General features: G+C 66.8%; 25 protein-coding genes. 14 read left to right on the top strand and 11 right to left on the bottom strand.

The genetic code is table 11. The features are described from left to right. Positions 1-30: 30 nt before the first annotated feature. The 4 genes from creB to EV687_RS07715 all read right to left on the bottom strand — a co-directional run bounded on the left by creB (position 31) and on the right by EV687_RS07715 (position 4,411). Positions 31-849, bottom strand: a complete 819-nt coding sequence (creB, locus tag EV687_RS07730) for a two-component system response regulator CreB (protein WP_122230950.1) — start codon at positions 847-849, stop codon at positions 31-33. 112 nt (positions 850-961) lie between these two features. Continuing rightward, on the bottom strand, positions 962-1,429 hold the full coding sequence (locus tag EV687_RS07725; protein WP_122230948.1) for a barstar family protein: 468 nt from the start codon (positions 1,427-1,429) through the stop codon (positions 962-964). A gap of 188 nt (positions 1,430-1,617) precedes the next feature. Then, positions 1,618-2,103, bottom strand: coding sequence for a guanyl-specific ribonuclease (locus EV687_RS07720; RefSeq protein ID WP_122230946.1), 486 nt, complete (start codon positions 2,101-2,103; stop codon positions 1,618-1,620). Further along, entirely contained in the window at positions 2,090-4,411 is a 2,322-nt protein-coding gene (locus EV687_RS07715; RefSeq protein WP_122230944.1) for an NADP-dependent malic enzyme, read from the bottom strand. The genes EV687_RS07720 and EV687_RS07715 overlap by 14 nt, the downstream gene beginning before the upstream one ends. A 435-nt stretch (positions 4,412-4,846) precedes the next feature. Between EV687_RS07715 and EV687_RS07710 the strand changes: the two genes are divergently transcribed. Beyond that, positions 4,847-6,910 (top strand): TonB-dependent receptor, encoded by a 2,064-nt coding sequence (locus tag EV687_RS07710; protein WP_122231224.1) that lies wholly within the window; start codon positions 4,847-4,849, stop codon positions 6,908-6,910. Between the two features lie 178 nt (positions 6,911-7,088). Here EV687_RS07710 and EV687_RS07705 read toward each other — a convergent pair whose 3' ends face one another. The 3 genes from EV687_RS07705 to EV687_RS07695 all read right to left on the bottom strand — a co-directional run bounded on the left by EV687_RS07705 (position 7,089) and on the right by EV687_RS07695 (position 8,414). Then, positions 7,089-7,373, bottom strand: coding sequence for an RNA recognition motif domain-containing protein (locus EV687_RS07705; protein ID WP_122230942.1), 285 nt, complete (start codon positions 7,371-7,373; stop codon positions 7,089-7,091). A 180-nt stretch (positions 7,374-7,553) separates the two neighbouring features. After that, entirely contained in the window at positions 7,554-7,823 is a 270-nt protein-coding gene (infA, locus tag EV687_RS07700) for a translation initiation factor IF-1 (protein ID WP_122230940.1), read from the bottom strand. A 12-nt stretch (positions 7,824-7,835) separates the two neighbouring features. Then, positions 7,836-8,414, bottom strand: coding sequence for a hypothetical protein (locus tag EV687_RS07695; protein WP_147474995.1), 579 nt, complete (start codon positions 8,412-8,414; stop codon positions 7,836-7,838). A 286-nt stretch (positions 8,415-8,700) separates the two neighbouring features. Here EV687_RS07695 and EV687_RS07690 point away from each other — a divergent pair, with 286 nt between their 5' ends. The 6 genes from EV687_RS07690 to EV687_RS07665 all read left to right on the top strand — a co-directional run bounded on the left by EV687_RS07690 (position 8,701) and on the right by EV687_RS07665 (position 13,236). Further along, positions 8,701-9,546: an ABC transporter ATP-binding protein gene (locus tag EV687_RS07690; protein ID WP_122230936.1), complete on the top strand. Its 846-nt coding sequence runs from the start codon at positions 8,701-8,703 to the stop codon at positions 9,544-9,546. Then, positions 9,543-10,325 carry a lipid asymmetry maintenance ABC transporter permease subunit MlaE gene (gene mlaE, locus EV687_RS07685; RefSeq protein ID WP_122230934.1) on the top strand — a complete coding sequence of 261 codons (783 nt, stop codon included), beginning with the start codon at positions 9,543-9,545 and terminating at the stop codon, positions 10,323-10,325. The genes EV687_RS07690 and mlaE overlap by 4 nt, the downstream gene beginning before the upstream one ends. A gap of 51 nt (positions 10,326-10,376) precedes the next feature. Beyond that, the gene (mlaD, locus tag EV687_RS07680; RefSeq protein ID WP_122230931.1) at positions 10,377-10,940 is read left to right on the top strand and encodes an outer membrane lipid asymmetry maintenance protein MlaD; all 564 of its coding nucleotides are present in this window, start codon (positions 10,377-10,379) and stop codon (positions 10,938-10,940) included. Positions 10,941-11,019: 79 nt separating this feature from the next. Further along, a complete protein-coding gene (locus EV687_RS07675) occupies positions 11,020-11,874 on the top strand; it encodes an MlaA family lipoprotein (protein ID WP_162846646.1) in 855 nt (284 codons plus the stop codon). A 216-nt stretch (positions 11,875-12,090) separates the two neighbouring features. Next, positions 12,091-12,747, top strand: a complete 657-nt coding sequence (locus tag EV687_RS07670) for an MlaC/ttg2D family ABC transporter substrate-binding protein (protein ID WP_122231222.1) — start codon at positions 12,091-12,093, stop codon at positions 12,745-12,747. Positions 12,748-12,945: 198 nt separating this feature from the next. Beyond that, positions 12,946-13,236: an STAS domain-containing protein gene (locus tag EV687_RS07665; RefSeq protein WP_122230927.1), complete on the top strand. Its 291-nt coding sequence runs from the start codon at positions 12,946-12,948 to the stop codon at positions 13,234-13,236. A 137-nt stretch (positions 13,237-13,373) separates the two neighbouring features. On the opposite strand, the gene proB is transcribed toward EV687_RS07665, so the two are convergent. Beyond that, complete coding sequence (proB, locus tag EV687_RS07660; RefSeq protein ID WP_122231220.1) at positions 13,374-14,543, bottom strand: glutamate 5-kinase; 1,170 nt, start codon at positions 14,541-14,543, stop codon at positions 13,374-13,376. Positions 14,544-14,736: 193 nt separating this feature from the next. Between proB and EV687_RS07655 the strand changes: the two genes are divergently transcribed. The 7 genes from EV687_RS07655 (at position 14,737) to EV687_RS07625 (ending at position 20,845) form a co-directional block, all read left to right on the top strand. Further along, complete coding sequence (locus EV687_RS07655; RefSeq protein ID WP_242612534.1) at positions 14,737-15,435, top strand: GDSL-type esterase/lipase family protein; 699 nt, start codon at positions 14,737-14,739, stop codon at positions 15,433-15,435. A gap of 91 nt (positions 15,436-15,526) precedes the next feature. Continuing rightward, positions 15,527-16,372 carry a presqualene diphosphate synthase HpnD gene (gene hpnD / locus EV687_RS07650; RefSeq protein WP_122230925.1) on the top strand — a complete coding sequence of 282 codons (846 nt, stop codon included), beginning with the start codon at positions 15,527-15,529 and terminating at the stop codon, positions 16,370-16,372. Positions 16,373-16,434: 62 nt separating this feature from the next. Further along, positions 16,435-17,868: a hydroxysqualene dehydroxylase HpnE gene (gene hpnE / locus EV687_RS07645; RefSeq protein WP_242612533.1), complete on the top strand. Its 1,434-nt coding sequence runs from the start codon at positions 16,435-16,437 to the stop codon at positions 17,866-17,868. 10 nt (positions 17,869-17,878) lie between these two features. After that, positions 17,879-18,292, top strand: a complete 414-nt coding sequence (locus EV687_RS07640; RefSeq protein WP_122231216.1) for a glycerate kinase — start codon at positions 17,879-17,881, stop codon at positions 18,290-18,292. Between the two features lie 98 nt (positions 18,293-18,390). Then, positions 18,391-18,615 carry a zinc-finger domain-containing protein gene (locus tag EV687_RS07635; protein WP_122230921.1) on the top strand — a complete coding sequence of 75 codons (225 nt, stop codon included), beginning with the start codon at positions 18,391-18,393 and terminating at the stop codon, positions 18,613-18,615. Positions 18,616-18,644: 29 nt separating this feature from the next. Next, positions 18,645-19,793 carry a glycosyltransferase gene (locus tag EV687_RS07630; RefSeq protein ID WP_122230919.1) on the top strand — a complete coding sequence of 383 codons (1,149 nt, stop codon included), beginning with the start codon at positions 18,645-18,647 and terminating at the stop codon, positions 19,791-19,793. Beyond that, on the top strand, positions 19,790-20,845 hold the full coding sequence (locus tag EV687_RS07625; protein ID WP_122230917.1) for a glycosyltransferase family 2 protein: 1,056 nt from the start codon (positions 19,790-19,792) through the stop codon (positions 20,843-20,845). Before EV687_RS07630 ends, EV687_RS07625 begins: the two co-directional genes overlap by 4 nt. A 19-nt stretch (positions 20,846-20,864) precedes the next feature. On the opposite strand, the gene EV687_RS07620 is transcribed toward EV687_RS07625, so the two are convergent. From EV687_RS07620 to EV687_RS07610, 3 genes are read right to left on the bottom strand one after another with little or no spacing between them, the layout of a single operon-like run. After that, entirely contained in the window at positions 20,865-21,608 is a 744-nt protein-coding gene (locus EV687_RS07620; protein WP_122230915.1) for a polysaccharide deacetylase family protein, read from the bottom strand. After that, complete coding sequence (locus EV687_RS07615) at positions 21,605-22,708, bottom strand: glycosyltransferase (RefSeq protein WP_122230913.1); 1,104 nt, start codon at positions 22,706-22,708, stop codon at positions 21,605-21,607. The genes EV687_RS07620 and EV687_RS07615 overlap by 4 nt, the downstream gene beginning before the upstream one ends. 10 nt (positions 22,709-22,718) lie before the next feature. Beyond that, positions 22,719-23,528, bottom strand: coding sequence for a glycosyl transferase (locus EV687_RS07610; RefSeq protein WP_122230911.1), 810 nt, complete (start codon positions 23,526-23,528; stop codon positions 22,719-22,721). Positions 23,529-23,549 lie beyond the last annotated feature (21 nt).

Genomic DNA, 23,549 nt, shown 5'->3' with positions numbered 1-23,549 from the left:
CGCTTCCGGTGTTCGCCGCTCATCGGGTCATCATCGGCTCATGGAAGGATCGGCATCCGCCGTGGCGCGGATGCTGTAGCCCAGGCCTCGATGGGTCTCGATGGGCTCGCAGGCCTCGTCGATGGCGCGCAGCTTGGCGCGCAGGGTCTTGATGTGGGCGTCGACGGTGCGCTCCAGGCTGTCCTCGGCGTCCGTCCAGACCAGCTCCATCAGCTGCGCGCGGCTGAACACGCGGCCGGGCCGCCCGAGCAGCGTAGCCAGCAGCAGGTATTCGTAGCGCGTCAGGCTCAGCCACTGGCCCTGGAAGGCAATGCGCAGGCCTTCGGCATCGTGCCGGAAGCGGCGCGGCGCCGGTGCTGCCGCCATGGACGCGAGGGCTGCAGGCGCGGCAGCCGCCGCTGGGCCGCTGGTGGCCAGCAGGCCCCGGCTGCGGCGCAGGATGGCACGCACCCGTGAGGCCACCTCGCGCGGGCTGAAGGGCTTGGAGACGTAGTCGTCGGCACCGATCTCCAGGCCGACGATGCGGTCGACCTCGTCGCTGCGCGCGGTCAGGAACAGTACCGGAATGCCCGAATGCTGGCGCAGGCTGCGGCAGACCTCGAAGCCGTTGAGGTCGGGCAGGCCCACGTCGAGGATCACCAGCGCGAACGGCTCGGCGCTTGCGGATGGCGTGGCCGTGAATGCAGATGCGTTGGCGTCCGGCTCGGATGGGGGCGTGAGGCCCAGCAGGTGCAGCGCCTCGCCGCCGAGGCTGGCATGGACGGTGGCAAATCCTTCGAGCTGCAGTGCAAAGGCGAGGGTGTCCGCAATGGCGGGCTCGTCATCGACGATCAGGATCCGGTCGGTCATGGCTTTCCTGTTGGACTCCAAATTCGGGACCGGCTCCGGCACCGGCCTGGGCACCGGCGGCTGGTGATGCGCATGCCGCTTGTGCGTGTTGCCGCCAGGTGCCGGGGCGGGCTCAGTAGAACGAATAGAAGCAGCGAAACGGCGTCTTGCGCTCGGCCCAGAAATCGGCGGCATCGCGGAATACGTCGACCAGCTGCTCGCGCATTTCCTTGTCGAACTTGATGCTGATCGGGATGTGTTCGAGCACCACGATGAAGCCCGGCTGCGCCCCGGCGTGCAGGATGGTGTCGGTCAGGCAGTCGTAGAGCGCGTCGAGGTTGCGGCCAAAGTAGGCGGGCAGCATGAACTGGCGCCCGATTTCCTCGAGGATGCGCTGCTTGGTAGTGGCTTCGGCCAGGTCGGCGTAGAGGAAATGCTGTCCGAGGCAGGCTGCCACGGCTTGCAGGTCGGCCGGATGATAGGCCCGGATGGATTGCACGATGTTGGGCCGGACCAGTTTTTCCACGCGCTTGGCCAGTTCACGGATCTCGGGGGACGTGGCGTCAGACGGTGAGGATGGCGTGGCGATGGGTTCGGTCATGGCGTATCGGCAAAGGGCAGTGGCGCGGGGCTGCGCCAGTCTGCCGAAGATTGTCCCTGAGAATCCGCGCCGATGGCAAATAGGCCATGCGTCTGTCGGGTATGTGCTGCAGGCGCGCCGCTGGCGGCGCCATCGGGCCGATGCAGGCGCCGTGGATGCGTTTTGGCCGCGCTTTGGATGCGCCATTTTCACGGCTGAGCCGTGGGCGCGACGATCAGCCGGAAACTCGTGTAATGGTCGGCCGTGTAGTAGCAGGCAGCCGGCCGGGTTGGTGGGGTGCCGCCGCAGACGATGCGTCGCGCGCCGCGGTCGCGCGCCCGGGGCGTGGGCACCGTGTACTCGCGGTAGTGGCCGCGCGGCTGGGCAGGCAGCAGGCGCTCGCGATTGCCGAAGATGCTGCCGTCCTTCTCGTAAGGGAAGGGTCCGCCCTGCAGGATGAGCTGGTAGGTGTGGCGGGCCTGCGCCGGCAGCTGCCGCAGCTCGACGGTGCGGCCAGCGGCGCCGCCTGCGCGATGGTCGCGCACGGCCTCGGCCGGCAAAAGGGTGGCGGCCAGCGGCCAGGCGGACAGCGCCGGTGTGGCGCTGCCCAGGGCCGCTGCGCCGAGCAGCACGGCAGCGCCGATCCGGCGCAGCGCACCGCCCCTGCCGAGGCGGGGCGCGTCAGGCGCTGGCATCGTTGCGCGAATTGGCATCCACCACGGCCAGCGCCGTCATGTTGACGATGCGGCGCACCGTGGTACTGGGCGTGAGCACATGCACCGGCTTGGCCGCACCCAGCAGGATCGGGCCGATGGCGATGTTGTGTCCGGCGGCGGTCTTGAGCAGGTTGTAGGCGATGTTGGCGGCATCGATGTTGGGCATCACCAGCAGGTTGGCGTTGCCCTCCAGCGTAGTACTGGGCAGCAGCGCCTTGCGCGCGGCGGCATCGAGCGCCACGTCGCCATGCATTTCGCCGTCGACCTCCAGCCACGGCGCCTGCTCCTGCAGCAGCGCCAGGGTCTCGCGCATCTTCACGGCGCTGGGCTTGTCGCTGCTGCCAAAGCTCGAGTGCGACAGCAGCGCCACCTGCGGGCGCAGGCCGAAGCGCTGGATTTCCTCGGCCGCGGCGATGGTGATCTCGGCGAGCTGTTCGGCGGTGGGATCGTAGTTGACGTGCGTGTCCACCAGGAAGACCTGCCGGCCCGGCAGGATCAGCGCGTTCATCGCCGCATAGGTGCGTGCGCCGGGCTTCTTGCCGATGACCTGGTCGATGTAGCCCAGGTGCATCTGGTTGGAGCCCCAGGTGCCGGTGATCAGGCCATCGACGTAGCCCTTGTGCAGCAGCATGCTGCCGATCAGCACCAGGCGGCGGCGCATCTCGATCTTGGCGATGGACACGGTGATGCCCTTGCGCTCGCTCATCTGGTGGTAGGTCTTCCAGAAGTCGTGGTAGCGCTCGTCCTGCTCGACGTTGACGACATCGTAGTCACGCCCTTCCTGCAGCCGCAGGCCGAACTTCTGGATGCGCTGGGCGATGATGGCCGGGCGGCCGATCAGCGTCGGGCGGGCGATCTTCTCGTCGACCACGATCTGTGCGGCGCGCAGCACGCGCTCTTCCTCGCCCTCGCTGTAGGCGATGCGCTTGTTGGGTGCCGACTTGGCCGCCAGGATGATGGGTTTCATCATCGTGCCGGAGGTGTAGACGAAGTTCTGCAGCCGCTGCACGTAGGCCGCCATGTCCTCGATCGGGCGCGAGGCCACGCCGCTGGCCTCGGCCGCCTTGGCCACGGCCGGCGCAATCTTGATCATCAGGCGCGGATCGAAGGGCTTGGGAATCAGGTACTCGGGGCCGAACATCAGCTTCTCGCCGACGTAGGCGCGCGCCACTTCCTCGCTTTGCTCGGCCTGGGCCAGCTCGACGATGGCATGCACCGCGGCCACTTCCATCTCGTCGGTGATGGAGGTGGCGCCGCAGTCGAGCGCGCCACGGAACAGGTACGGGAAGCACAGCACGTTGTTGACCTGGTTGGGGTAGTCGCTGCGGCCGGTTGCCATCACGGCATCGCTGCGCACCGCCTTGACCTCGTCGGGCGTGATTTCGGGCGTGGGGTTGGCCAGCGCCAGAATCAGCGGGTGGTCGGCCATGCGTGCAACCATCTCGGGCTTGAGCACGCCACCGGCCGACAGGCCCAGGAACACGTCGGCCCCCTCGATCACCTCGGCCAGCGTGCGCTTGTCGGTCTTTTGCGCATAGGTGGCCTTGATCTCGTCCATCAGCTCGGTGCGGCCCTCGTAGACCACGCCCTTGATGTCGGTGACCCAGACGTTCTCGCGCTTGAGCCCGAGCTTGAGCAGCAGGCCCAGGCAGGCCAGTGCCGCCGCACCCGCACCGGAGGCGACCAGCTTGACGTCCTCGATTTTCTTGCCCACCACGTTGAGGCCGCCGATGACGGCCGCGCCAACGACGATGGCCGTGCCGTGCTGGTCGTCATGGAACACCGGGATCTTCATGCGCTTGCGCAGTTCGCGCTCGACGTAGAAGCATTCGGGCGCCTTGATGTCCTCCAGGTTGATGCCGCCGAAGGTCGGCTCCAGCGCCGCGATGATGTCCACCAGCTTCTGGGGGTCCTTCTCGTCGATCTCGATGTCGAACACGTCGATGCCCGAGAACTTCTTGAACAGCACGCCCTTGCCTTCCATCACCGGCTTGCTGGCCAGCGCGCCGATGTCGCCCAGGCCCAGCACCGCGGTGCCGTTGCTGATCACGCCCACCAGGTTGGCGCGGGCGGTGTAGCGGGCGGCCGTGGACGGGTCGCGCTGGATTTCCTCGCAGGGCACGGCCACGCCGGGCGAATAGGCCAGCGAGAGGTCGTACTGGTTCATCAGCTGCTTGGTCGGCGCCACCGAGATCTTGCCGGGGGTCGGAAACTCGTGGTATTCCAGCGCCGCATCGCGCAGCAAGGCGCGCTTGTTGATGGATTCGGTGGATTGGTCTTCTGGCATGGTGTCTCCGGGCTTGCTGGCAAGGGGGTCAAGAGGGGGCGGCGGGCCTCGATCGGGTGTGGCGGTCTGGCCAATGGGCGAAACCGGTTCGCGTGGTGCGGCTTTGTTCGAATAGTGGCCACCGCGAGGACCCGGCGCGGCTGACATTGTAGGCATTTGCCCATATTCCGTCATGCGAAGAATGGAGGCTGCAATGCGAAATGAACGCCGGGCGGCGGCATGACGCCGGTGGCTGGGCAAGTCAGTGCCCGCGTGGGCTTGTCCGGGCCTTCAGTAGGGCCAGCCGCAGTGTGAAAGAATGCCCCGGTTTTCAGCCGGATAAGAGGGGGAATTGGCATGCGCCGGAGCCATCATGAATATCGACATGTCCATCGAGGTGGATTGTTCGTGCCCGCCTGGCGGCCGGCGGCGGTGGCGTTGGGGGTGTGGTGCACCATGGCCGCAGCTGCGGCGCAGCCGCTTGCCGAGGTGCCCATGCTGGGGGAAGTGGCGGTGACCGCGACACGCCAGAACGACTCGGTCTGGGAGGCGCCGGCTTCGGTGCAGGTGCTTGGCGGCGAGGCTTTCGCCAATGGCCTGGGCGTCAATCTCTCCGAAGGGCTGGGGCGTGTGCCGGGCCTGCAGGTACAGAACCGCCAGAACCATGCGCAGGACCTGCAGATCATCATGCGCGGCTTTGGCGCCCGCTCCACCTTTGGCGTGCGCGGCATCCGCATCTATGTGGACGGCATTCCGGCCACCATGCCCGATGGGCAGAGCCAGACGTCCAACATCGACCTGGCCTCGCTGGGGCGCGTCGAGGCGCTCAATGGCCCGTTCTCCGCGCTCTATGGCAACGCTTCCGGTGGCGTGCTGCAGATGGAGACCGAGCAGGGGCACCAGCCCGCCACGCTGTCGGTCAGCACCACCTTCGGCAGCGACGGGGCCCGTCGCCTTGGCCTGAAGGCACAGGGCGCGCGCGATGTGGTTCAGGGGGTGCAGGACTACGTGCTCAGCGCCACGCGCTTCGAGACCGACGGCTATCGCCGGCACAGCCAGGCCGAACGCGGCATCGCGAACGCCAGGCTGGGCATTGGCCTGGCCGATGGCAGCACGCTCAAGTTGGTGGCCAACCACGTCGACATCAGCGCGCAGGACCCGCTGGGGCTCTCGCGCGGGCAGATGGAGGCCGATCCGCGCAGCGTCGCGGCGGTGGCCGAGCAGTTCGATACCCGCAAGACGGTGCACCAGAGCCAGGCCGGCCTGGTGTGGGACAAGCGCCTCGACGCCGACAACCAGTTGCGCGCCGTGGTGTACCTGGGCGACCGCAAAACCCGCCAGTACCAGGCGATTCCACTGGCGCCGCAACAGAACAATGCCGGCCATGCCGGTGGCGTCATCGACCTGGGGCGGCGCTATGGTGGCGCCGAACTGCGCCTGACCAGTGCGCAGCAGTGGGCCGGGCGCGACGTGCTGCTGGTGGCGGGGTTGGCCTATGACCGCCTGCGCGAGGATCGGCGTGGCTACGGGAACTACCGGCAAAGCGGTGGCGACACCGTGTATGGCGTGCTGGGCGGCCTGCGCCGCAACGAGCGCAACACCGTGTGGAACCTCGACCCCTATGTGCAGGCCTCGCTGCTGCTGGCACCCCGATGGACGCTCGATGCGGGTCTGCGCCACAGCCATGTGCGTTTCGACTCGCGCGACCATTACCTGGCCAATGGCGATGACAGCGGCAGCGCCCGCTACCGGGCCTGGCTGCCCTCGGCAGCGCTGCGCTGGCAGGCCAGCGAGGCGCTCAATGTGTATGTCTCGGCCGGCCGGGGCTTCGAGACGCCGACCGTCACCGAGCTGTCCTACCGTGCCGACCAGACCCAGGGGCTGAATCTGGACCTGCAGCCTGCCCGCAGCACCAACTGGGAAGTGGGCGCCAAGTGGCGTGCCGCCTCAGGCGGCCTGGCCACTGCAGCGCTGTTTCGCACCGACACCGAGGACGAGATCGTCAGCGCCGGCAGCCGCAATGGCCGCAGCAGCTTCCGCAACGCGGGCAAGACCCGCCGCAGCGGGCTGGAACTGGCCTGGAGCCAGCCGCTGGCCACGCATGCGCGCCTCGATCTGGCCTATACCTGGCTGAAGGCGCAATACCGCACGGCGGCGGCGGGGGACCCTTGGCAGGTGGGCAATCGCCTGCCGGGGGTGCCGCGCCAGAGTGCCTATGCGGCGTTGGGCTGGGCGCCGCCGCAGGGCTGGCAGGCCGGCATCGAACTGCGCCACCAGGGGGACATCCAGGTCGATGACGTCAACAGCGATGCAGCGGCGGCCTACACGGTACTGGGCGCCTCGGCCGGTTACGTGTGGCGGATGGGCGTATGGGAGTGGCGTGCCTTTGCGCGCCTGGACAATGCGCTGGACAAGCGCTATGCCGGCTCCATCATCGTCAATGACGGCAACGGCCGCTTCTTCGAACCCGCGCCAGGGCGCAACTGGAGTGCCGGCGTGACGGCCAGTTGGGCATTCTGACCGCATGGAGCGCATGCACCCATAGGACGTATCGGGCGTATCGGGTGCATCGGGCGATCCATGCGCATGTCCAGCGCCCAGCCGCAAAAAAGCGACCGGGCAAATCTGCCGGGTCGCTTCGGGAGGGGCGGGGCGGTCGGTCCAGCGCCGGTACGGCTCTGGACGTCGCGCGCACCGATCAATAACGGTTGTTGCCGTAGCCGGAGGTGCGCTTTTCCTGCGGGCGGGCTTCATTGACGACCAGTGCGCGGCCATCGAATTCCTTGCCGTTCATGCCCTTGATGGCGGCCGCGGCTTCTTCGGCGCTGCCCATTTCGACAAAGCCGAAGCCCTTGGAGCGGCCGGTGTCGCGGTCAGACAGCACGATGGCCGATTGCACCGAGCCGAAGCTGGAGAAATGGTTCTCCAGATCGTCGTTGCGGAAGGAGTAGGGCAGGTTGCCAACGTAGAGTTTGTGTTGCATCTGAATTCTTTCAGGGGGTAGAGAGGCCGGGCGGCGGAGTGCCGCTCGGCATGGGGTGAAGGGTCTTGAAGGCGGCACATGGCACATCCGTCAAAGCGGCGCCGGTGGCGTGCTTGGGCGGGTGGCCGGTGCCGGGCGAAATCAGGCGTTGCAGGCCGCGGGGCGCGGCCCCGCGACGCTTCAGCGCCTGCGGTTGCGTTGGGGCGGGCGCGGCGCGCCACCGGCGCGCTGCTCCAGGTGGCGGAAGGTGATGCGGCCCTTGGTCAGGTCATAGGGAGACATCTCCAGGGTGACCTTGTCGCCCGCGAGGATGCGAATGCGGTGCTTGCGCATCTTGCCGCCCGTATAGGCAACGAGTTCGTGGCCATTGTCGAGGGTGACGCGGTAGCGTGCATCCGGCAGGACCTCGTCGATCTTGCCCGACATTTCGATGAGTTCTTCTTTAGCCATGGTGATGTGCTCTCAATGAATGCTCCCTGCGCGCGCACCCAGCCACAGGCGTGCCTGCTCGAAGGCATAGCGCAGTGCCGAGGCTTCGGTGCCGAAATGGGGGGAGAAGGTTAGGACGCGGTCGTGCGAGGAAACGCCTTGGCCGCTGCGGATGGACAGGCGCGCGATGAAGCCAGCCTGGGGATGGGTGTTGACAAAGGGCGTAAATGAATACCGGCCTGAAGTGAACGCGAGAGTCAAAGATGAAAGTTGTTGCAAACGAAGGGTGAGCCCGCTGGGCTCTTGGTGTGGCTGGCTTGCGGGGATACGAAATCCCGGGCAGAGGGCCAACCCTTGGAGACTTGCCGGAAGGCTGGCAGAAACAGTCTGCCGCTCATGCTGGTTGGCAATCGGGCAGTCGCGGTTGATGCGCAGGAGTCGGTTTGTGTGGATCGACTGGGACTCGTGGCAAACCTGAATCAGGAAATCTCTGCACTGTTGGTGCGCTTTGCAGGGCAAGCAACTGCAAAGACTGCGGATTCTAGCATGGCTGCGCAAATCGTGCGCAGCCATCTGCTGTTGATCGCGTTTGCACGCGCGGTGCGCGTGCATCGGCTACGGTACAATTTCCGCCATTTGGCCCGATGCGTGCGTCGGCAGGGCGCGCTTGCTCCTGCCAAGGGTGGGCGTGGCGCGAGGGTCGCAGCGCGGCATGGCCCAGGCCCAGACCATGTGGCATGGGTGCCTGCCCCTGTTCCTGACTGATCGTGAGGCAGGGGGCGCTGGGATTGATGCGCACGTAAGCAAGCTCCGGTTGCACAGGCAACCGGCTCCCCGACCCCGATGATCCAGGCTCGATGGCCGAGCCGCCCAAGCATACTTCTCATGCCTCTTGCTTATGCCCCTTGACACTGTCGCATCCGCCGCCAAGGCCGACCATGGCGTATTGGTGACCATCCGCGATCTCAATTTCTCCTATGGTGAGCGGCCGATCCTGTCGGGGGTCTCGCTCGACATACCGCGTGGCAAGCTCACGGCCATCATGGGGGCCTCCGGTGGCGGCAAGACCACCATCCTGCGCCTCATCAGCGGCCAGAACATGCCGCCTGCAGGCAGCATCCACTTCGATGGCGTGGATGTGGGCGTGCAGGACCAGAAAGGGCTTTATGCGCTGCGCCGGCGCATGGGCATGCTGTTCCAGTTCGGCGCGCTGTTCACCGACATGACCGTGTTCGAGAACGTGGCGTTCCCGCTGCGCGAGCACAGCCGTCTCACCGAGCGCCTGCTGCGCGACGTGGTGCTGATGAAGCTCAACGCGGTCGGCCTGCGCGGCGCGCGCGACCTGATGCCCGGCGAGATGTCCGGCGGCATGGCGCGGCGCGTGGCATTGGCGCGGGCCATCGCGCTGGATCCGGAACTGGTGATGTATGACGAGCCGTTCGCGGGGCTGGACCCGATTGCGCTGGGCACCACGGCGCGGCTGATCCGCCGTCTGGGCGATGCGCTGGGACTGACCAGCGTGCTGGTCTCGCACGATCTGGACATCACCTTCGGCATTGCCGACCATGTGGTGATTCTTGCCAATGGCGGCATTGCCGTGCAAGGCACGCCCGACGAGGTGCGGCGCAGCGAGGACCCGCTGGTGCGGCAGTTCGTCGATGGAGACATTGATGGGCCGGTGCGTTTCCAATACCCGGGGCCGAGCCTGGAGCAGGATTTCGGCCCGCAAGGAGGTCCGCGATGAAGTGGTGGAACCCGTCCGAAATCGGTTTTTCCGTGCGCCGGCTGGCGGCCGACTGGGGCTTTGCCGCGCGCCTGTTCGCGCGTCTGTGGGTACCGGGTCTGGCGGCGCTGGCACGCCTGCGGCTGGTGGTCGACCAGGTGTTCTTCCTCGGCAACCGCTCGCTGAGCATCATCGCCGTCTCGGGCCTGTTCGTGGGCTTCGTGCTCAGCCTGCAGGGACATTACATCCTGCAGCGCTATGGCTCGGCCGAATCGTTGGGGCTGGTGGTGGCGCTGGGCCTGATCCGCGAGCTGGGGCCGGTGGTCACCGCGCTCCTGTTCGCCGGTCGCGCCGGCACCTCGCTGACGGCCGAGATCGGCCTGATGCGCGCTGGCGAACAACTCAGCGCCATGGAAATGATGGCGGTCGATCCGGTGCAGCGCATTCTGGCACCGCGCTTCTGGGCCGGGGTGTTCGTGATGCCGCTGCTGGTGATCATCTTCAATGCCGTGGGCATTCTCGGCGGCTGGCTGGTGGGCGTGGTCATGCTGGGCGTGGACCAGGGCGCGTTCTGGAGCCAGATGCAGGATGGCGTGGATATTTTTGCCGATCTCGGCAATGGCCTCATCAAGAGCATCGTGTTCGGCGTCACGGTCACTTTCGTGGCGCTGCTGCAAGGCTATGTGGCCAAGCCCACGCCCGAGGGCGTCTCGCAGGCCACCACGCGCACGGTGGTGATGGCTTCGCTGGCGGTGCTGGCGCTGGACTTCCTGCTGACGGCCGTGATGTTCACGATCTGATGCTCACGATTTGACGCACCACCTCACACTTGATTTGAAGAGAATACACACATGCAACGCTCCAAAACCGATTTCTGGGTAGGTCTTTTCGTGATGCTGGGTTTTGCCGCGCTGGCCTTTCTGGCCTTGCAGTCGGCCAACCTGCTGCAGCTGAACTGGAACAGCAACACCTACCAGGTCAAGGCCTATTTCGACAATGTCGGCGGGCTCAAGCCCAAGGCCGCGGTGCGCAGCAGCGGCGTGGTGGTCGGGCGCGTCAATGCCATCAGTTTCGACGACAAGGTCTACCGCGCGCTGGTGGTGCTGGACATGGACCAGCGCTACCAGTTCTCCGAGGACAGCTCGCTCAAGATCCTCACCAGCGGGCTGCTGGGCGACCAGTACGTGGGCATTGATCCCGGCTACGAGGATGCCAACCTCAAGCAGGGCGATACGGTGACCTCGACACAGTCGGCCATGGTGCTGGAGAATCTGATCTCCGCCTTCATGTTCAGCAAGGCTGCCGAACCGGCTGGCGGTGCCGCCAGCAGCTCAGGCGATGGTTCGGGTTCCGGCAGCGTGGCGGGCCAAGGCGCCGCCGCCCCCGCCAATGCCAATGATGGCCGCATCGATTGAGGGCCTGGCCAGCTCCTCCGCCATCATCAGTCCGCTGACCCCATGTAGAACCACGCAGAACCAGACAGAGACCATTCCCATGCCTTTCTCTCGCACTTTCGGCCGCTCCCTTCGTCCTGCTCAACGCCGTTGTCCCGATGCGCCAGCGCAGCGCCAGTACCTGACGCGGGTTGCCGCTGCCGCCATGACGGCGGCCATGCTGGCCGGCTGCGCCAGCACCGGCCCGCAGGGGCAGGCGTTCGGGCAGGATCCGCGCGATCCCCTCGAATCCTTCAACCGCAGCATGTACAGCTTCAATGACGGGCTCGACCGCGCCATCCTCCGGCCGGTGGCCACGGGCTACCAGAAGGCCGTGCCCTCGCCGGTGCGCACCGGGGTGGGCAACTTCTTTGGCAACCTGGGCGATGCCTGGTCCTTCGTCAACAATGTGCTGCAGTTCAAGGGCGAAGCCTCGATGAGCAGCTTCTTCCGCGTCGCCGTCAATTCGACCTTCGGCCTGGGCGGGCTGCTGGATGTGGCCACCGAGATGCGGCTGGAGCGCTACAAGACCGACTTCGGCATGACGCTGGGCCACTGGGGGGTGCCCTCCGGGCCGTATCTGGTGCTGCCGTTCTGGGGTTCCTCCTCGATTCGCGATGCGGCGGCGCTGCCGGTCGACGCATATGGCAATCCGCTCTTTCACCTCAACCCCGATTCGCACCGCTACGCCCTCTATGGCCTGCGCCTGGTCGATGCGCGTGCGCGCCTGCTGCGCGCCAGCGACATGCTCGACCAGGCCGCGCTGGACCCCTATGTGATGACGCGCGATCTGTACCTGAGCAGCCGCAATCCCGGCTCGGGGGGCGACGGCATGCTCGACGATGATTACGACGCCGATGCAGGCGCGCTGCCGGACGAGGACGAGAGCGCGGCCGCACCAGCGGCTGCGCAGTGAGCGGTGGCCCAGGCAGCAGAGGAGCAGCGCTTGGTCTGGGGCGGTACCGGCGGTTGCTGTCATCAATGCGGCCGGCTGCTGCGTTATTGCTGCGTTATGCGGCGAGACATGGGACGGCATGAGTCGCCATTGGCTGACAGCCAGGGGCGGAACTTTGCCAGCATGATGGGCCCCAAGCCAGTCACTCTCGATCAGGAAGGAAACAACAAGATGCAAATGACCCGAATTCGACAATGGATACTGGGCAGCGCCATTGGCCTGGCCGCTTCTTTCATGGCTGCCGTGCCGGCGTTGGTCCATGCGCAACAGCAGGACCTGGCGCCCAATGCCATGGTCGAGCGCGTCACCACCGATGTGCTGACCGAGTTGCGCAACAATGAGCGCGTCAAGGCTGGCGACGTGGCGGCCGCCACCGATGCGGTCGACCGCATCGTGATGCCGAACGTGAACTTCCAGCGCATGACGGCAGCCGCCGTCGGCCCGGCCTGGCGGGGCGCCACCGCCGAGCAGCGCGAGCAGCTCATCGAGGCGTTCAAGGGCATGCTCATCCGCACCTATGCGAACTCGCTGGAGCAGGTCGGCGACCTGCGCGTGGTCATCCTGCCGATGCGGGCGCAGCCTGCGGATGCCACCGACGTGCTGGTGCGCTCCGAGGTGCGTGGCGGCGATTCGCCCGTGCAGCTGGACTACCGCCTGCAGAAAACGCCGGGCGAGGGGCTGGGCTGGAAGGTCTACAACGTCAATGTGATGGGGGCGTGGATCGTCGATACCTATCGCCCGCAGTTCACGCAGGAAATCAATGCCAATGGCATCGACGGTCTGATCCGTTCGCTGCAAAACCGCAACAGCGCCAACCAGCCGGCCGCCTCCTGAGCGCCGCCTTTGAAGAGCCGCCGGGCTATTTGCGTCAGCAGCCCATGGTGACAGTGAATACGCCAATGGCGCGCCTCGCGCCGAAGGCATACGCTCACCGGGTATGATGCATTGGTCATTACCTGTCAGGCCCGGATCGACAAGGGCCCGGCAGGCGATGCCGTGTCCTGATCCGAATCTGATTTTTGCCACACCGTCATGCCAATCCTGCAATTGCCCGTTCGTTTGACCCGTGAAGAAGTTGTGGGCTGGGTCCGCAGCACCCAGTCCGCGCTGGCCGAGGCGCTGTCTGCCGGCGAGCCGCTGCAGATCGATGCCTCGGCGCTCAAGCAGTTCGACTCGGCCGCGCTGGCCGCGCTGCTGGCAGTGCGGCGCGAGGCCGAAGCCAAGGGCATCGGTTTTGGCGTCTCGGGCATGTCGGCGACGCTGCAGTCGCTGGCCGACGTCTACGGCATCGAGGAGCTGTTCGCGCCGCCTGCGGCGCGCTGATTGCGCCTGCGCCGGGCCTTCGGGTCAGGCCGCAGGGGCCCTCGGAAGTTGGCGCTCTCTGAAAAGCAAAACGGCCGCGCAATATTGCGCGGCCGTTTTGCATGGCGGATGGGGACGCTGCGTGTGACAAGCGGCTTTCAGATCAGCACCAGGTTGTCGCGGTGCACCATCTCCGGTTCTGCCACATAGCCCAGCAAGGCCTCGATGTCGGCAGAAGGATGGCGGCAGAGCTTGCGCGCTTCCTGATCGCTGTAGTTGACGAGGCCCCGGGCGATCTGCAGGCCGGCCTCGTCCTCGATGGCGATGACTTCGCCACGCGTGAAGCTGCCCTTGACGGCGGTAATGCCCACCGGCAACAGGCTCTTGCCTTCGGCGACGATCTTGCGCACCGCACCGGCATCGAGCACCACCGCACCATGCAACTGCAAGTGGTCGGCGATCCACTGCTTGCGCGCCTGCAGCTTGTGCATGGGGGCGTAGAGCAGCGAGCCAATGCCCTGCTCGCCGGCCATCAGCCGCGGCAGGATGTCGGGCTCACGCCCCCAGGCAATGATGGTCGATGCGCCCGAACGGGCGGCCCGCTTGGCCGCCAGCACCTTGGTGAGCATGCCGCCCGTGCCGATGCTGGTTCCGGCACCGCCAGCCATGGCCTCCAGTGCCGGATCGCCGGCGCGGGCCAGCTGCACCTTCTCGGCCTCGGGGTGCTTGCGCGGATCGGCGGTGTAGAAGCCATTCTGGTCGGTGAGGATGATCAGCAGGTCAGCCACCACCAGGTTGGCCACCAGTGCGCCCAGCGTGTCGTTGTCGCCGAACTTGATTTCATCGTTGACGACGGTGTCGTTCTCGTTGATCACCGGCACGATGCCGCGCGCGAGCAGCGTCAGCAGCGTCACGCGGGCATTGAGGTAGCGTTCGCGGTCGGCCATGTCGGCGTGGGTGAGCAGCACCTGGGCGCTGCCCAGGCCGTAATGGCGCAGCTTGCTCTCGTACATCTGCACCAGGCCCATCTGGCCGACGGCGGCGGCGGCCTGCAGCTCATGAAGTTCGCGCGGGCGCCGCTGCATGCCCATGCGCTTCATGCCTTCGGCAATGGCGCCGCTCGAGACCATGATGACCTCGCGCCGGCCCATGCCGTGCGCATCGCCATGGACGATGCGGCTGAGCTGGCGCGCCCATTCGTCGATGGCCTGGGCATCCAGGCCCTGGCCCTGGTTGGTCACCAGGCTGGAGCCGACCTTGACGACGATACGGCGCGCAAGGCGCACGTTGTCCCAGGGATGGCTGGATGCGGACGTCGGGCTGATCATGAAGAAGGTGGCTGAGGCAATGAAAACCCGCCATTCTTGCATAAAAGCATGTTGACGAGCGGGGGCCGGGAGGCGGCCCGAACAGCTCGAAAGGCCACGTTGGCGGTGGCAGAATCGGGCCATGTGAACGTGGCCTTGGCGCTGCCTTCCCTCGGAACCTGTTGATCCTCTCCTTCGTCCTGTGAGTCCGCCCATGTCTGCGCCCGATGCCTTGATCCTGTCCGTCCAGCCAGCCATGCTGGGGCCCGCGCGTCGGCGCCTGCTCGGGCAAGGCCTGGCGGCGGTTGCGCTGATCTCCGGCCTGGGGCTGGCGGGCTGCGGTCGCAGCAAGCCCCGCGCGACGCCGGTGTCCGCTGGCGCGGTGGTGCTGGCGTTGGGCGATTCGCTCACCCATGGCGTGGGTGCTGCACCCCGGCAGGACTGGCCCACGCTGCTCGCCGAAGCCACGGGCTGGCAGGTCGTCAACGCCGGAGTGTCGGGCAATACCTCGGCCCAGGCGCTTGCGCGGCTGCCCGGGCTGCTGCAGGAGTACCAGCCTGAACTGGTGATCGTCGGCATCGGTGGCAACGATTTTCTGCAGCGCCAATCGCAGCAGCAGACCGAGGCCAACATCCGCGCCATCTGCCAGCAGTGCCAGGCTGCTGGTGCGCAGGTGATGCTGGTGGCGATGCCGGCGCTGGGCTTGTTGGCCGCCGCTGGCGTGTTGAGCGACCATGCCATGTATGCGCGCATCGCCAGCGAGCAGAAGCTGCCGCTGCTGGGCGATGCCTGGTCCGACATCCTCGCCGATGAGCGCCTGCGCTCCGATCAGGTGCACGCCAACACCCGGGGCTATGCACTGTTCGCCCAGCGGCTCGAGGCGGGTCTGCGCGCCGCCGGCATGCTGTCTTGAGCTACCGGTGCTGCGGATCAGATGGACCGATGCTGGCCTGGCGCCGGCCACTGTGCATGGGACAATGTCGGCTGACTGAAAACATGCATTTATGACCCCACAGCAGTACGTCCAGCAGAAGGCGGCGGAGTCCGGCAGCAGCTTCTACTACGCCTTCCGCTTTTTGCCGCCGCCGCGCCGCGCCGCCATCACCGCCTTCTATGCCTTTTGCCGCGAGGTGGACGATGTGGTCGATGAGGTCTCGGACCCGGGAGTGGCCGCCACCAAGCTGGCCTGGTGGCGCAGCGAGGTACAGCGGACCTTTGCCGGCGCGCCCAGCCATCCTGCCATGCAGGCACTGCAGCCGGCGCTGGCCGACTATGGCATCGAGGAAGAGGCGTTGCTGGCCATCATCGAAGGCTGCGAGATGGACCTGCAGCAGACCCGCTACCTCGATTACCCCAGCCTGCAGCGCTATTGCCATCTGGTGGCGGGGGTGGTGGGCGAGGTCTCGGCCCGCATCTTCGGGCAGAGCGAGCCAGGCACCACGCGCTATGCGCACGTGCTGGGTCAGGCGTTTCAGCTCACCAATGTGATCCGGGACGTGGGCGAGGACGCCATGCGCGGGCGCATCTACCTGCCGGTGGATGAACTGCAGCAGTTCAATGTGCGCGCGCACGAGATCAGCAAGCGCGAGTACTCCGAACGCTTCACGGCGCTGATGCGCTTCCAGGCCGAGCGCGCCCAGCGACTCTATGACGAAGCCCTGCAACTGCTTCCAGCAGCTGACCGGCGCAGCCAGAAACCGGGCCTGATGATGGCCAATATCTACCGCACGTTGCTGCGGGAAATCGAGCGCGATCAGTTCCAGGTGCTGCACCAGCGCATTCGGCTGACGCCCCTGCGCAAGCTGTGGCTGGCCTGGCAGGTGCAGGCGCTCGGGCGCATGCCGCGCTGAGGAACTCACATGGCATGGCCTGACAATGTGCAGACCCCACTCCCATGCGTGGGAGGGTGCGCGTGAGCGCGCCGTCTGGTCGGCGCGTGGCCATCGTCGGCGCTGGCTGGGCAGGCCTGGCCGCCGCCGTCGATGCCATCGAGACGGGCTGGCAGGTGACCTTGCTGGAGGCCGCGCGCGCACCGGGTGGACGGGCGCGCAGCGTGCTGCTGCCGGCGGCCAACGGGGTCCAGACCGTGCTCGACAACGGCCAGCACATCCTGATCGGCGCATACGCGCAGTCGCTGGCGCTGATGCAGCGCGTCGGCATCGACCCCGCGAAGGTGTTGCGGCGCACACCGCTGGATTTGCGCGATGCGCAGGGCCGGGGCCTGGCCTTGCCGCGCCTTCCCAGCCCGTGGAATGGTGTGGCCGGCATTTTGACGGCCAGGGGCTGGACGTGGCCGGACCGGCTGGCGCTGCTGCGCCGCCTGGCCGCTTGGCGGCGTGCCGGTTTTACCTGTGGCGCGCAGGTCACCGTGGCGCAGTTGTGCGAAGACCTGCCGCCCGCCGTCGTGCACGGTCTCATCGAACCGCTGTGCACGGCCGCGCTGAATACCCCTCTTCGGAGCGCCAGTGCCGCCGTGTTCCTGCGGGTGTTGCAGGACAGCCTTCAGGGCGGGGCCGGGAGTTCGGATCTCTTGCTGCCCAGGGTGCCCTTGGGCCAGTTGCTGGCGCAGCCCGCGCTGGCCTGGTTGCAGGCCCATGGCGCACGGGTGCGGTTGGGCGCGCGCGCGATGCAGTTGCGACGAACAGGCTTGTCGAGCTCTACCGCGGCAGCGGAGGGCGCGGCGCCGTGGCGCATCGATGGCGAGGCCTTCGATGCGGTGATCCTGGCCACGCCGGTGTGGGAAGCGCAGCGCCTGCTGGAGGACCTCGCCCAGGCCACGCCTGAGACCGCCGCTACCCCCAATTGGCAGGCCTGGCTGCAGGCCGCGCAAGGCATGGCGCATGAGGCCATCACCACCGTGTATGTGCAAGTGCCACCGCCACCGCGTGACCAGCTGGCTCGCCCCTTGCTGCCCAGGCCGATGCTGCAGCTCGATGGGGTTGCCTCACCTGCTGCCACGCTGGGAGCAGCGGCAGTGGCGGGTGCGCAATTCGTGTTCGACCGGCAGCAGCTGAGCCAGGATGCCGGCCTGTTGGCCTTTGTCGCCAGTGCCAGCGTGATCGAGCGGGCCATCCTCGAACAGACGGTGCTGCAGCAGGCCCGGCGGGTGCTGCAGGCGCATGGCCATGGCGCCATGCCGCGCATCATCACCAGCATCGTCGAAAAACGCGCCACTTTCGCCTGCACGGCGGGCCTGGTGCGCCCCGGTCAGCGGCCCAGCGCCCTGTGGCCGGGGCTGCTGGTGTGTGGCGACTATGTTGAGGGACCCTATCCCGCCACGCTCGAAGGCGCCGTCATCAGCGGCCGCCAGGCAGCGGCGGCGCTGACGGCCGTGAACAGGCCCTAGAATGCGCGCCATGCATTCTGGATTGAAAAGCGTCTTGATCGTCGCCGTCATCACTCTGGTGTTGACCACGGGTTATGTCAACCAGGGCTGGACCGGCTTCTTCGCCGTGTTCGGCGTGGTGGTTTTCTTCTTCCTGCTGCACTTTACCAAGGTGATGCGGGTGCTGCGGATCGCCGCCAATACGCCCAAGGGCGTGATCTCCAGTGCCGTCATGCTCAACGCGCGGCTGCGCCCCGGCATGAGCATGCTGCAGGTGGTGCAGCAGACCCGGTCGTTGAGCGTGCCGCAGTCGCCTCTGGATGTGCAGCCCGAAATCCACCGCTGGACCGATCTGGGCGGCGCCTGGGTGGATTGCCAGTTCGTGAATGGCAAGCTGGTGGTGTGGTCGCTGGGGCGGCCCGAAACGGAGGCGGAAGCCCCATAATCACAGTTTTACCGGCGGCCATGCCTGTGCAAGCCAGGCCCTGTCTTGACCATGCGGGGCCGCCAGCCTTCGTTCTCGTCACCATCAGAAAAAACGATATGAGCAGCCCATCTCCCACACCCGTTGCCAGCGTGGAACTGCTGGCCAAAGACCTCAACGGCAATGGCGGCGTGTTCTGCCCCAATCCCAAGGCCGGCATGCAGCTGTGGAATGCCCATCCACGGGTGTTTCTCGACATCGCCCAGACCGGCAGCGCCCGCTGTCCCTATTGCGGCACCGAATACCACCTCAAGGCTGGCGAGGTCGTCCACGGCGGGCATTGAGTCTCCAGTGGTATGCCGATGAGTGCAGTATGCTGAATGAGGTGGTCGCCCCTTCGCTCGAACGGGGCAGGGCCGTGCCGAAGGTGCTGCACTTCGTCACCGGCGGCTTCTCGGGCGCGACCCAGGTGGCGCTGGACCTGGTGCAGGCACACCAGCGCTCGGGGCGCTTCGAGCCGCTGCTGGTACTCAGGCGCAAGCGCCAGACCGACCCGGCCCGCATCGAGGCCCTGCGGACGCAGGGTGTACCGGTACAGGTGGTTGCCGGCTGGTCGCACTGGGCCACGGTGCGGCAGCTCGCGGCCATCTGCCGGCAGTTCCGCCCTGACATCCTGGTCGCGCATGGCTTCAGCGATCATCTCTGGGGCCGCTACGCCGGCCTGCGCGCCGGTGTGCCGCATCTGGTGCACGTCGAGCACAACTCGCGCGAGCGCTACACGCCGCGTCGCCTGCGGCAGGCACTTTGGCTGAGCGAGCGCACCGACCGCATCGTGGGGTGTTCCGAAGGCGTGGCGCAAAGTCTGCTCGCCCTCGGGTTTCCGGCCGGCAAGGTCGTCAGCATCCCCAACGGCATCCGGCTCGAGCCTTTCGAGCAGGCCGACCAATCGCCTCTGGCGCAGCGCCAGCCCGGCATCGTGATGGCTGCACGCTTTGCGCGGCAAAAGGACCACGCCACCTTGCTCCAGTCGCTGGCCTTGTTGCGCCAGCGCGGACTGAGGCCGCAGCTCCATCTGGCCGGGGGCGGCAAGGCCCGCATGCGCAAGGCGGCCGAACAACTGGCCCGCCGGCTCGATGTGCAGGAGCAGGTCCATTTCCTCGGCCATTGCCCTGATGTGCCGGGTCTTTTGATGGCGCAGCAGCTGTGCGTGCTCTCCAGCCACTACGAAGGCATGCCGCTGTCGCTGATCGAGGGCATGGCGGCGGGTTGCGCGGTCGTGGGCAGCCGGGTCGCGGGTATTCAGGAGGTCATCGCGCATGGCCGCAACGGCCTGCTGGTAGAGCCCGGAGATGCCGCCTCGCTGGCCGATGCGCTGCAGGATCTGCTGACCGATCCTGCGCATGCCGCGGCCTTGGCAGGGCAGGCCCGCCGGGATGCAATGGATCATTACGGACTGGCCACGATGACTGCCAACTACGAAGCGCTGTTCGCCAGCCTGCTGACCGATTCACACCAAGCATGATCGAACCCATTCCGTCCAGGCCCTGGCTCAGCATCCTGATCCCGGTCTACAACGTCGAGGCATACCTGCAGGAGTGCGTGGAATCGGTGCTGGCCCAGGCCGATGCCGGGGTCGAGGTGTTGATGCTTGACGACGTTTCCACCGACGGTTCAGCCTTGTTGATGGAAGCCTTGCGCCAGCGCTGGCCGGACCGGATCCGCTTGCTGGCCCACCCGCGCAATCAGGGGCTCAGCGCCGCCCGCAACACCATGCTGGCGGCGTGCCAGGGCGACTATGTATGGTGCCTCGATTCGGATGACAAGCTGCTGCCGGGCGCCATTGCCGAGTTGCGCGACATCGTTTCGCGCCACGGCCCGGAGCTGGTGCTGTGCGATTTTCAATTGTGGCGGGCCCACCCCCGCCTGAAACACCGGCTGCGTGGCGAGGCGCACCGCGCCAGCTTTGCCGGTCCTGCCGGACAACTGTTGCACAGCCGTGCCGATCTGTTGGCCGGCATGTGCCGCAAGGGACAGATGCATGCGTGGTCGAAGGTGGTGCGGCGCTCGCTCTGGGGTGATGACCTGCGCTTTCCTTCTGGCTCCTATTTCGAGGACATGGCCACGATGCCACGGCTGTTGCTGCGGGCCAGGAGCTGGTTTTATGCGCCCAGTGTCTGGGTGGCCTACCGGCAGCGCGAAGGCAGCATCGTCTCGAACATGACGCTGCGCAAGGCGGCCGACCTCTCCGGCGCCCTGCGAGTGTTCAGCAAGGAACTGGTGCTGGCCCAACAGGAGGACCCCGGCCTGAGGCAGCCGCGCATTGCATTCCTGGTGAGCCACATGAGCGCGCGTAACTACATGGGTGCCATGCGCTTTCTTGCAGCGCACCCGCAGTCCGAGGGCGTGGCAGAGGCGGCGCGGCAGTTTGCCCAGGATTTCCTGCTCAGCAGCCCTCTGACTCCACAGCAGCTGCTGCAGGCCTACCGGCGGCACGGTTGGTGGATGCGCTACCTGCGCGGCCGTCGCTGGCTGGAGAGCGACGACCTGAAGGCTGCGCAGCAGGCTGCGTCTTGACGGTTTCTTGAACAGGCTTTCAACCCATGCGGCGGATGGCCTCGCCCTTGGGGGCATCCTTCATGTAGAGCTTCCACAGAAAGCCCAGCGCATTGTCGCCGTAGGAGATGGCCTTGCGGGGCAGGGCGAGCGGATCGAAGTCAGGGGTTGCCGCCGCGCGCTGGCAGGTTACGGCGGTGGCGTAGCCGGCGGCCTGGGCTGCCTGGAGTGTGTGCAGGTCGTGTGAGCCGTAGGGGTAACAGGCATGCAGTACCGGGCGGCCCAGCTCCTGCTCCAGCAACTGCCGGCTTGCGGCCAGCTCGTGCCGCTGCACCTCGGGCGATTGTTCTGCCAGGCGGATGTGGTGGAGCGAGTGGCTGCCGATCTCGACGCCGCGCGCGGCGATGTCGCGCAGCTGGACCCAGTCCATCAGTGGCGGCGTGGCATGGCCGGATTCGGCCAGCCACGCGGCCGAGCCGCCCACCATGCCGGCGATGGCATAGACGATGGATGGATAGCCGAACTCCTCCAGGATGGGCAACGCGTGCTCGCGGAAGTTGGCGCAGCCGTCATCGAAGGTGAGTACGGCGGCGCGCGCGGGCACGGGCACCTCGCCGCGCAGGGCTGCGGCGGCCTCGCTCATCGAGATCACCTGGATGCCGAACAGGCGCAGCATGCGCATCTGCCAGCGAAAGCGGTCCACGTCGCAATAGCTGGCACGATGCGTGCGGATCGGCGGGAATCGGCCCACCTGGTGGTACATGAAGATGGAGATGCCGCTCATTCGGATGGCCGGGGCGCGTTGGATGGGTTGCCTTGCAGGCTGGCGTATTGTGCCTCGACACCGCGGACCATGGCCGGCAAGGTGAACCGCTGCTCATAGCGATGCCGGGCGGCATGGCCCATGGCAATGCGCGTTGCGCTGTCTGCGGCCAGGACGGCGATGGCGTTGGCGAGCGCATCCGGATCCTGGGGAGGCACCAGCAGGCCGGTGTGCTGGTCGACGATCACCTCGGGAATGCCTCCAATGTCGGTGCCGATGCCTGGCCGGGCCGCTGCTGCGCCTTCGATCAGTGCCAGGCACAGTGCTTCGCGCCGTGAGGGCGCCAGCAGCACGTCCACGCTCGCCAGCACCTGCGCTACGTCGCTGCGCTGCCCGAGGAAAGTCACCTGGTGGGCAATGCCGAGGGTTTCGGCCTGGGTGCGCATCTGTTGCGCCCAGGGGGTGTCGTCGGCACCGGCGAAAAGCAGTCGCAGCGGCCAGCGATCTTTCAGCCGGGCGAGGGCTTGCAGGGCAATGTCATGGCCCTTGACCGCGTCGAGGCGGGCGATCATGGCCAGCACCAGTGGACGATCGGCGCTGATGGGGCGCGCATCGGGAGGGGCGACCGGGCCGAGATCCGGCACCCCCGAGTGCACCACATGCACATCACCGGCAGCAAAACCCTGGCTCAGCAGAAAATCCTGTACGGCGTAGGACACCGCGATGATGCGCTGCCCCTTGGCAAACCATTTGTGGGCATTGGTGGCATGGGCCGTCGCCAGGCTGGGAATGCGCTGCCCGCCTGCCCAATGGGCGTAGCGTGCGCCGCGCTGGGCATGGCCATGGATGACATCCGCCCGCCAGCGGCGGGCGAAGCGGCGCAGTTGCCAGGCCGACAGCGGGTCGTACATGCCGCGCATGGCCACCGGCGCGCAGGCGTGGCCGCGGCTGCGCATGTGCTCGCCCAGCCAGCCGTCCAGCGGTCCCGCATAGGCGATGGCATGGCCGCGCTCGGCCAGCGCATCACTGAGCATCAGCACATGGCGCTCGATGCCGCCGAGTTGGTGGCTGTGCGCCACCATCACGATGCGGTATGGGCGGGTCGTGGCGGCCGCGTTCATGTGCCGCCCCTTATGTGCGCCAATGATCGGCCAGCCATGGCGCCGGCTTCATGAAGTGGGCCAGGTAGCGCCGACGCCCGCCTTCGCGGCTGCAGTCCCAGGTGAAGAGCCCCTTGAGGTGCTGGCCCAGCGTCCAGCCTTCGCGTCCCTGCCAGCCGCCACGGATGGCGCTGTCCGGATAGACGCCGCCGGGAAAGATGAGGATGCGCGCATCCTTGGGCAGGCGCGGCGTCATGAAGAGATTGAGTGGGAAGGTGGGGATGCACTGGTAGCGGTAATGCCGCACCCAGGCCGCCGGGAACAGGTCGATGCCACCGGGGGCGTTCTGGGTGACGAAACGCTGCTCATAGCCATATTGCTCTGCAATGCCCAGGGGGTCTTTGGCGAAGAGTTGCTGCATCGGACGCAGCTTGCCCACCGGGAAGCGGAACACCGAGGTCTGGCCCAGGCGCTCGAAGGGCTTGGCGGCATTGCGCGCGAGGATGACCTTGTCCGGGTCGCCGTGGCTGAAGAAATCATCGAGGCTGCCGGTGATGACGAGATCGAGATCGAGAAACAGCACCGGCCCGCTGAGCGAGCCGAGCCGCTCGCCCCACAGCCTGGACTTGGGCCAGATGCCTTTGCGGGTCCTGGGGATTTCATAGTCGATCTCGGGCAGTGGCTGGCAGTCCACTTCGGGGCGGATGTTCACGTCGGAATCGGTGAAGCACGTGAACGAGAACGGCGGGGTGATGTTGCGCGCCACCATGGCGTAAAGCCGGTTGACGAAGGGCGCGCCATACTTGGTGCCCCAATTGATGCAGATGACTTGTTTTTTCATGATGAGTGGCGGTGGCTGGGC

The sequence above is a fragment of the Corticibacter populi genome (genome assembly GCF_004217315.1).
Taxonomy (GTDB): domain Bacteria; phylum Pseudomonadota; class Gammaproteobacteria; order Burkholderiales; family Burkholderiaceae_C; genus Lampropedia; species Lampropedia populi.
This window is presented reverse-complemented; position numbering and strand designations above follow the sequence as displayed.

Coding starts and splice junctions, on each gene's coding strand:
- creB (WP_122230950.1), bottom strand. CDS start 849: ATGACCGACCGGATCCTGATCGTCGATGACGAGCCCGCCATTGCGGAC.
- EV687_RS07725 (WP_122230948.1), bottom strand. CDS start 1,429: ATGACCGAACCCATCGCCACGCCATCCTCACCGTCTGACGCCACGTCC.
- EV687_RS07720 (WP_122230946.1), bottom strand. CDS start 2,103: ATGCCAGCGCCTGACGCGCCCCGCCTCGGCAGGGGCGGTGCGCTGCGC.
- EV687_RS07715 (WP_122230944.1), bottom strand. CDS start 4,411: ATGCCAGAAGACCAATCCACCGAATCCATCAACAAGCGCGCCTTGCTG.
- EV687_RS07710 (WP_122231224.1), top strand. CDS start 4,847: ATGGCCGCAGCTGCGGCGCAGCCGCTTGCCGAGGTGCCCATGCTGGGG.
- EV687_RS07705 (WP_122230942.1), bottom strand. CDS start 7,373: ATGCAACACAAACTCTACGTTGGCAACCTGCCCTACTCCTTCCGCAAC.
- infA (WP_122230940.1), bottom strand. CDS start 7,823: ATGGCTAAAGAAGAACTCATCGAAATGTCGGGCAAGATCGACGAGGTC.
- EV687_RS07695 (WP_147474995.1), bottom strand. CDS start 8,414: ATGCACGCGCACCGCGCGTGCAAACGCGATCAACAGCAGATGGCTGCG.
- EV687_RS07690 (WP_122230936.1), top strand. CDS start 8,701: ATGCCCCTTGACACTGTCGCATCCGCCGCCAAGGCCGACCATGGCGTA.
- mlaE (WP_122230934.1), top strand. CDS start 9,543: ATGAAGTGGTGGAACCCGTCCGAAATCGGTTTTTCCGTGCGCCGGCTG.
- mlaD (WP_122230931.1), top strand. CDS start 10,377: ATGCAACGCTCCAAAACCGATTTCTGGGTAGGTCTTTTCGTGATGCTG.
- EV687_RS07675 (WP_162846646.1), top strand. CDS start 11,020: ATGCCTTTCTCTCGCACTTTCGGCCGCTCCCTTCGTCCTGCTCAACGC.
- EV687_RS07670 (WP_122231222.1), top strand. CDS start 12,091: ATGACCCGAATTCGACAATGGATACTGGGCAGCGCCATTGGCCTGGCC.
- EV687_RS07665 (WP_122230927.1), top strand. CDS start 12,946: ATGCCAATCCTGCAATTGCCCGTTCGTTTGACCCGTGAAGAAGTTGTG.
- proB (WP_122231220.1), bottom strand. CDS start 14,543: ATGATCAGCCCGACGTCCGCATCCAGCCATCCCTGGGACAACGTGCGC.
- EV687_RS07655 (WP_242612534.1), top strand. CDS start 14,737: ATGTCTGCGCCCGATGCCTTGATCCTGTCCGTCCAGCCAGCCATGCTG.
- hpnD (WP_122230925.1), top strand. CDS start 15,527: ATGACCCCACAGCAGTACGTCCAGCAGAAGGCGGCGGAGTCCGGCAGC.
- EV687_RS07640 (WP_122231216.1), top strand. CDS start 17,879: ATGCATTCTGGATTGAAAAGCGTCTTGATCGTCGCCGTCATCACTCTG.
- EV687_RS07635 (WP_122230921.1), top strand. CDS start 18,391: ATGAGCAGCCCATCTCCCACACCCGTTGCCAGCGTGGAACTGCTGGCC.
- EV687_RS07630 (WP_122230919.1), top strand. CDS start 18,645: ATGCTGAATGAGGTGGTCGCCCCTTCGCTCGAACGGGGCAGGGCCGTG.
- EV687_RS07625 (WP_122230917.1), top strand. CDS start 19,790: ATGATCGAACCCATTCCGTCCAGGCCCTGGCTCAGCATCCTGATCCCG.
- EV687_RS07620 (WP_122230915.1), bottom strand. CDS start 21,608: ATGAGCGGCATCTCCATCTTCATGTACCACCAGGTGGGCCGATTCCCG.
- EV687_RS07615 (WP_122230913.1), bottom strand. CDS start 22,708: ATGAACGCGGCCGCCACGACCCGCCCATACCGCATCGTGATGGTGGCG.
- EV687_RS07610 (WP_122230911.1), bottom strand. CDS start 23,528: ATGAAAAAACAAGTCATCTGCATCAATTGGGGCACCAAGTATGGCGCG.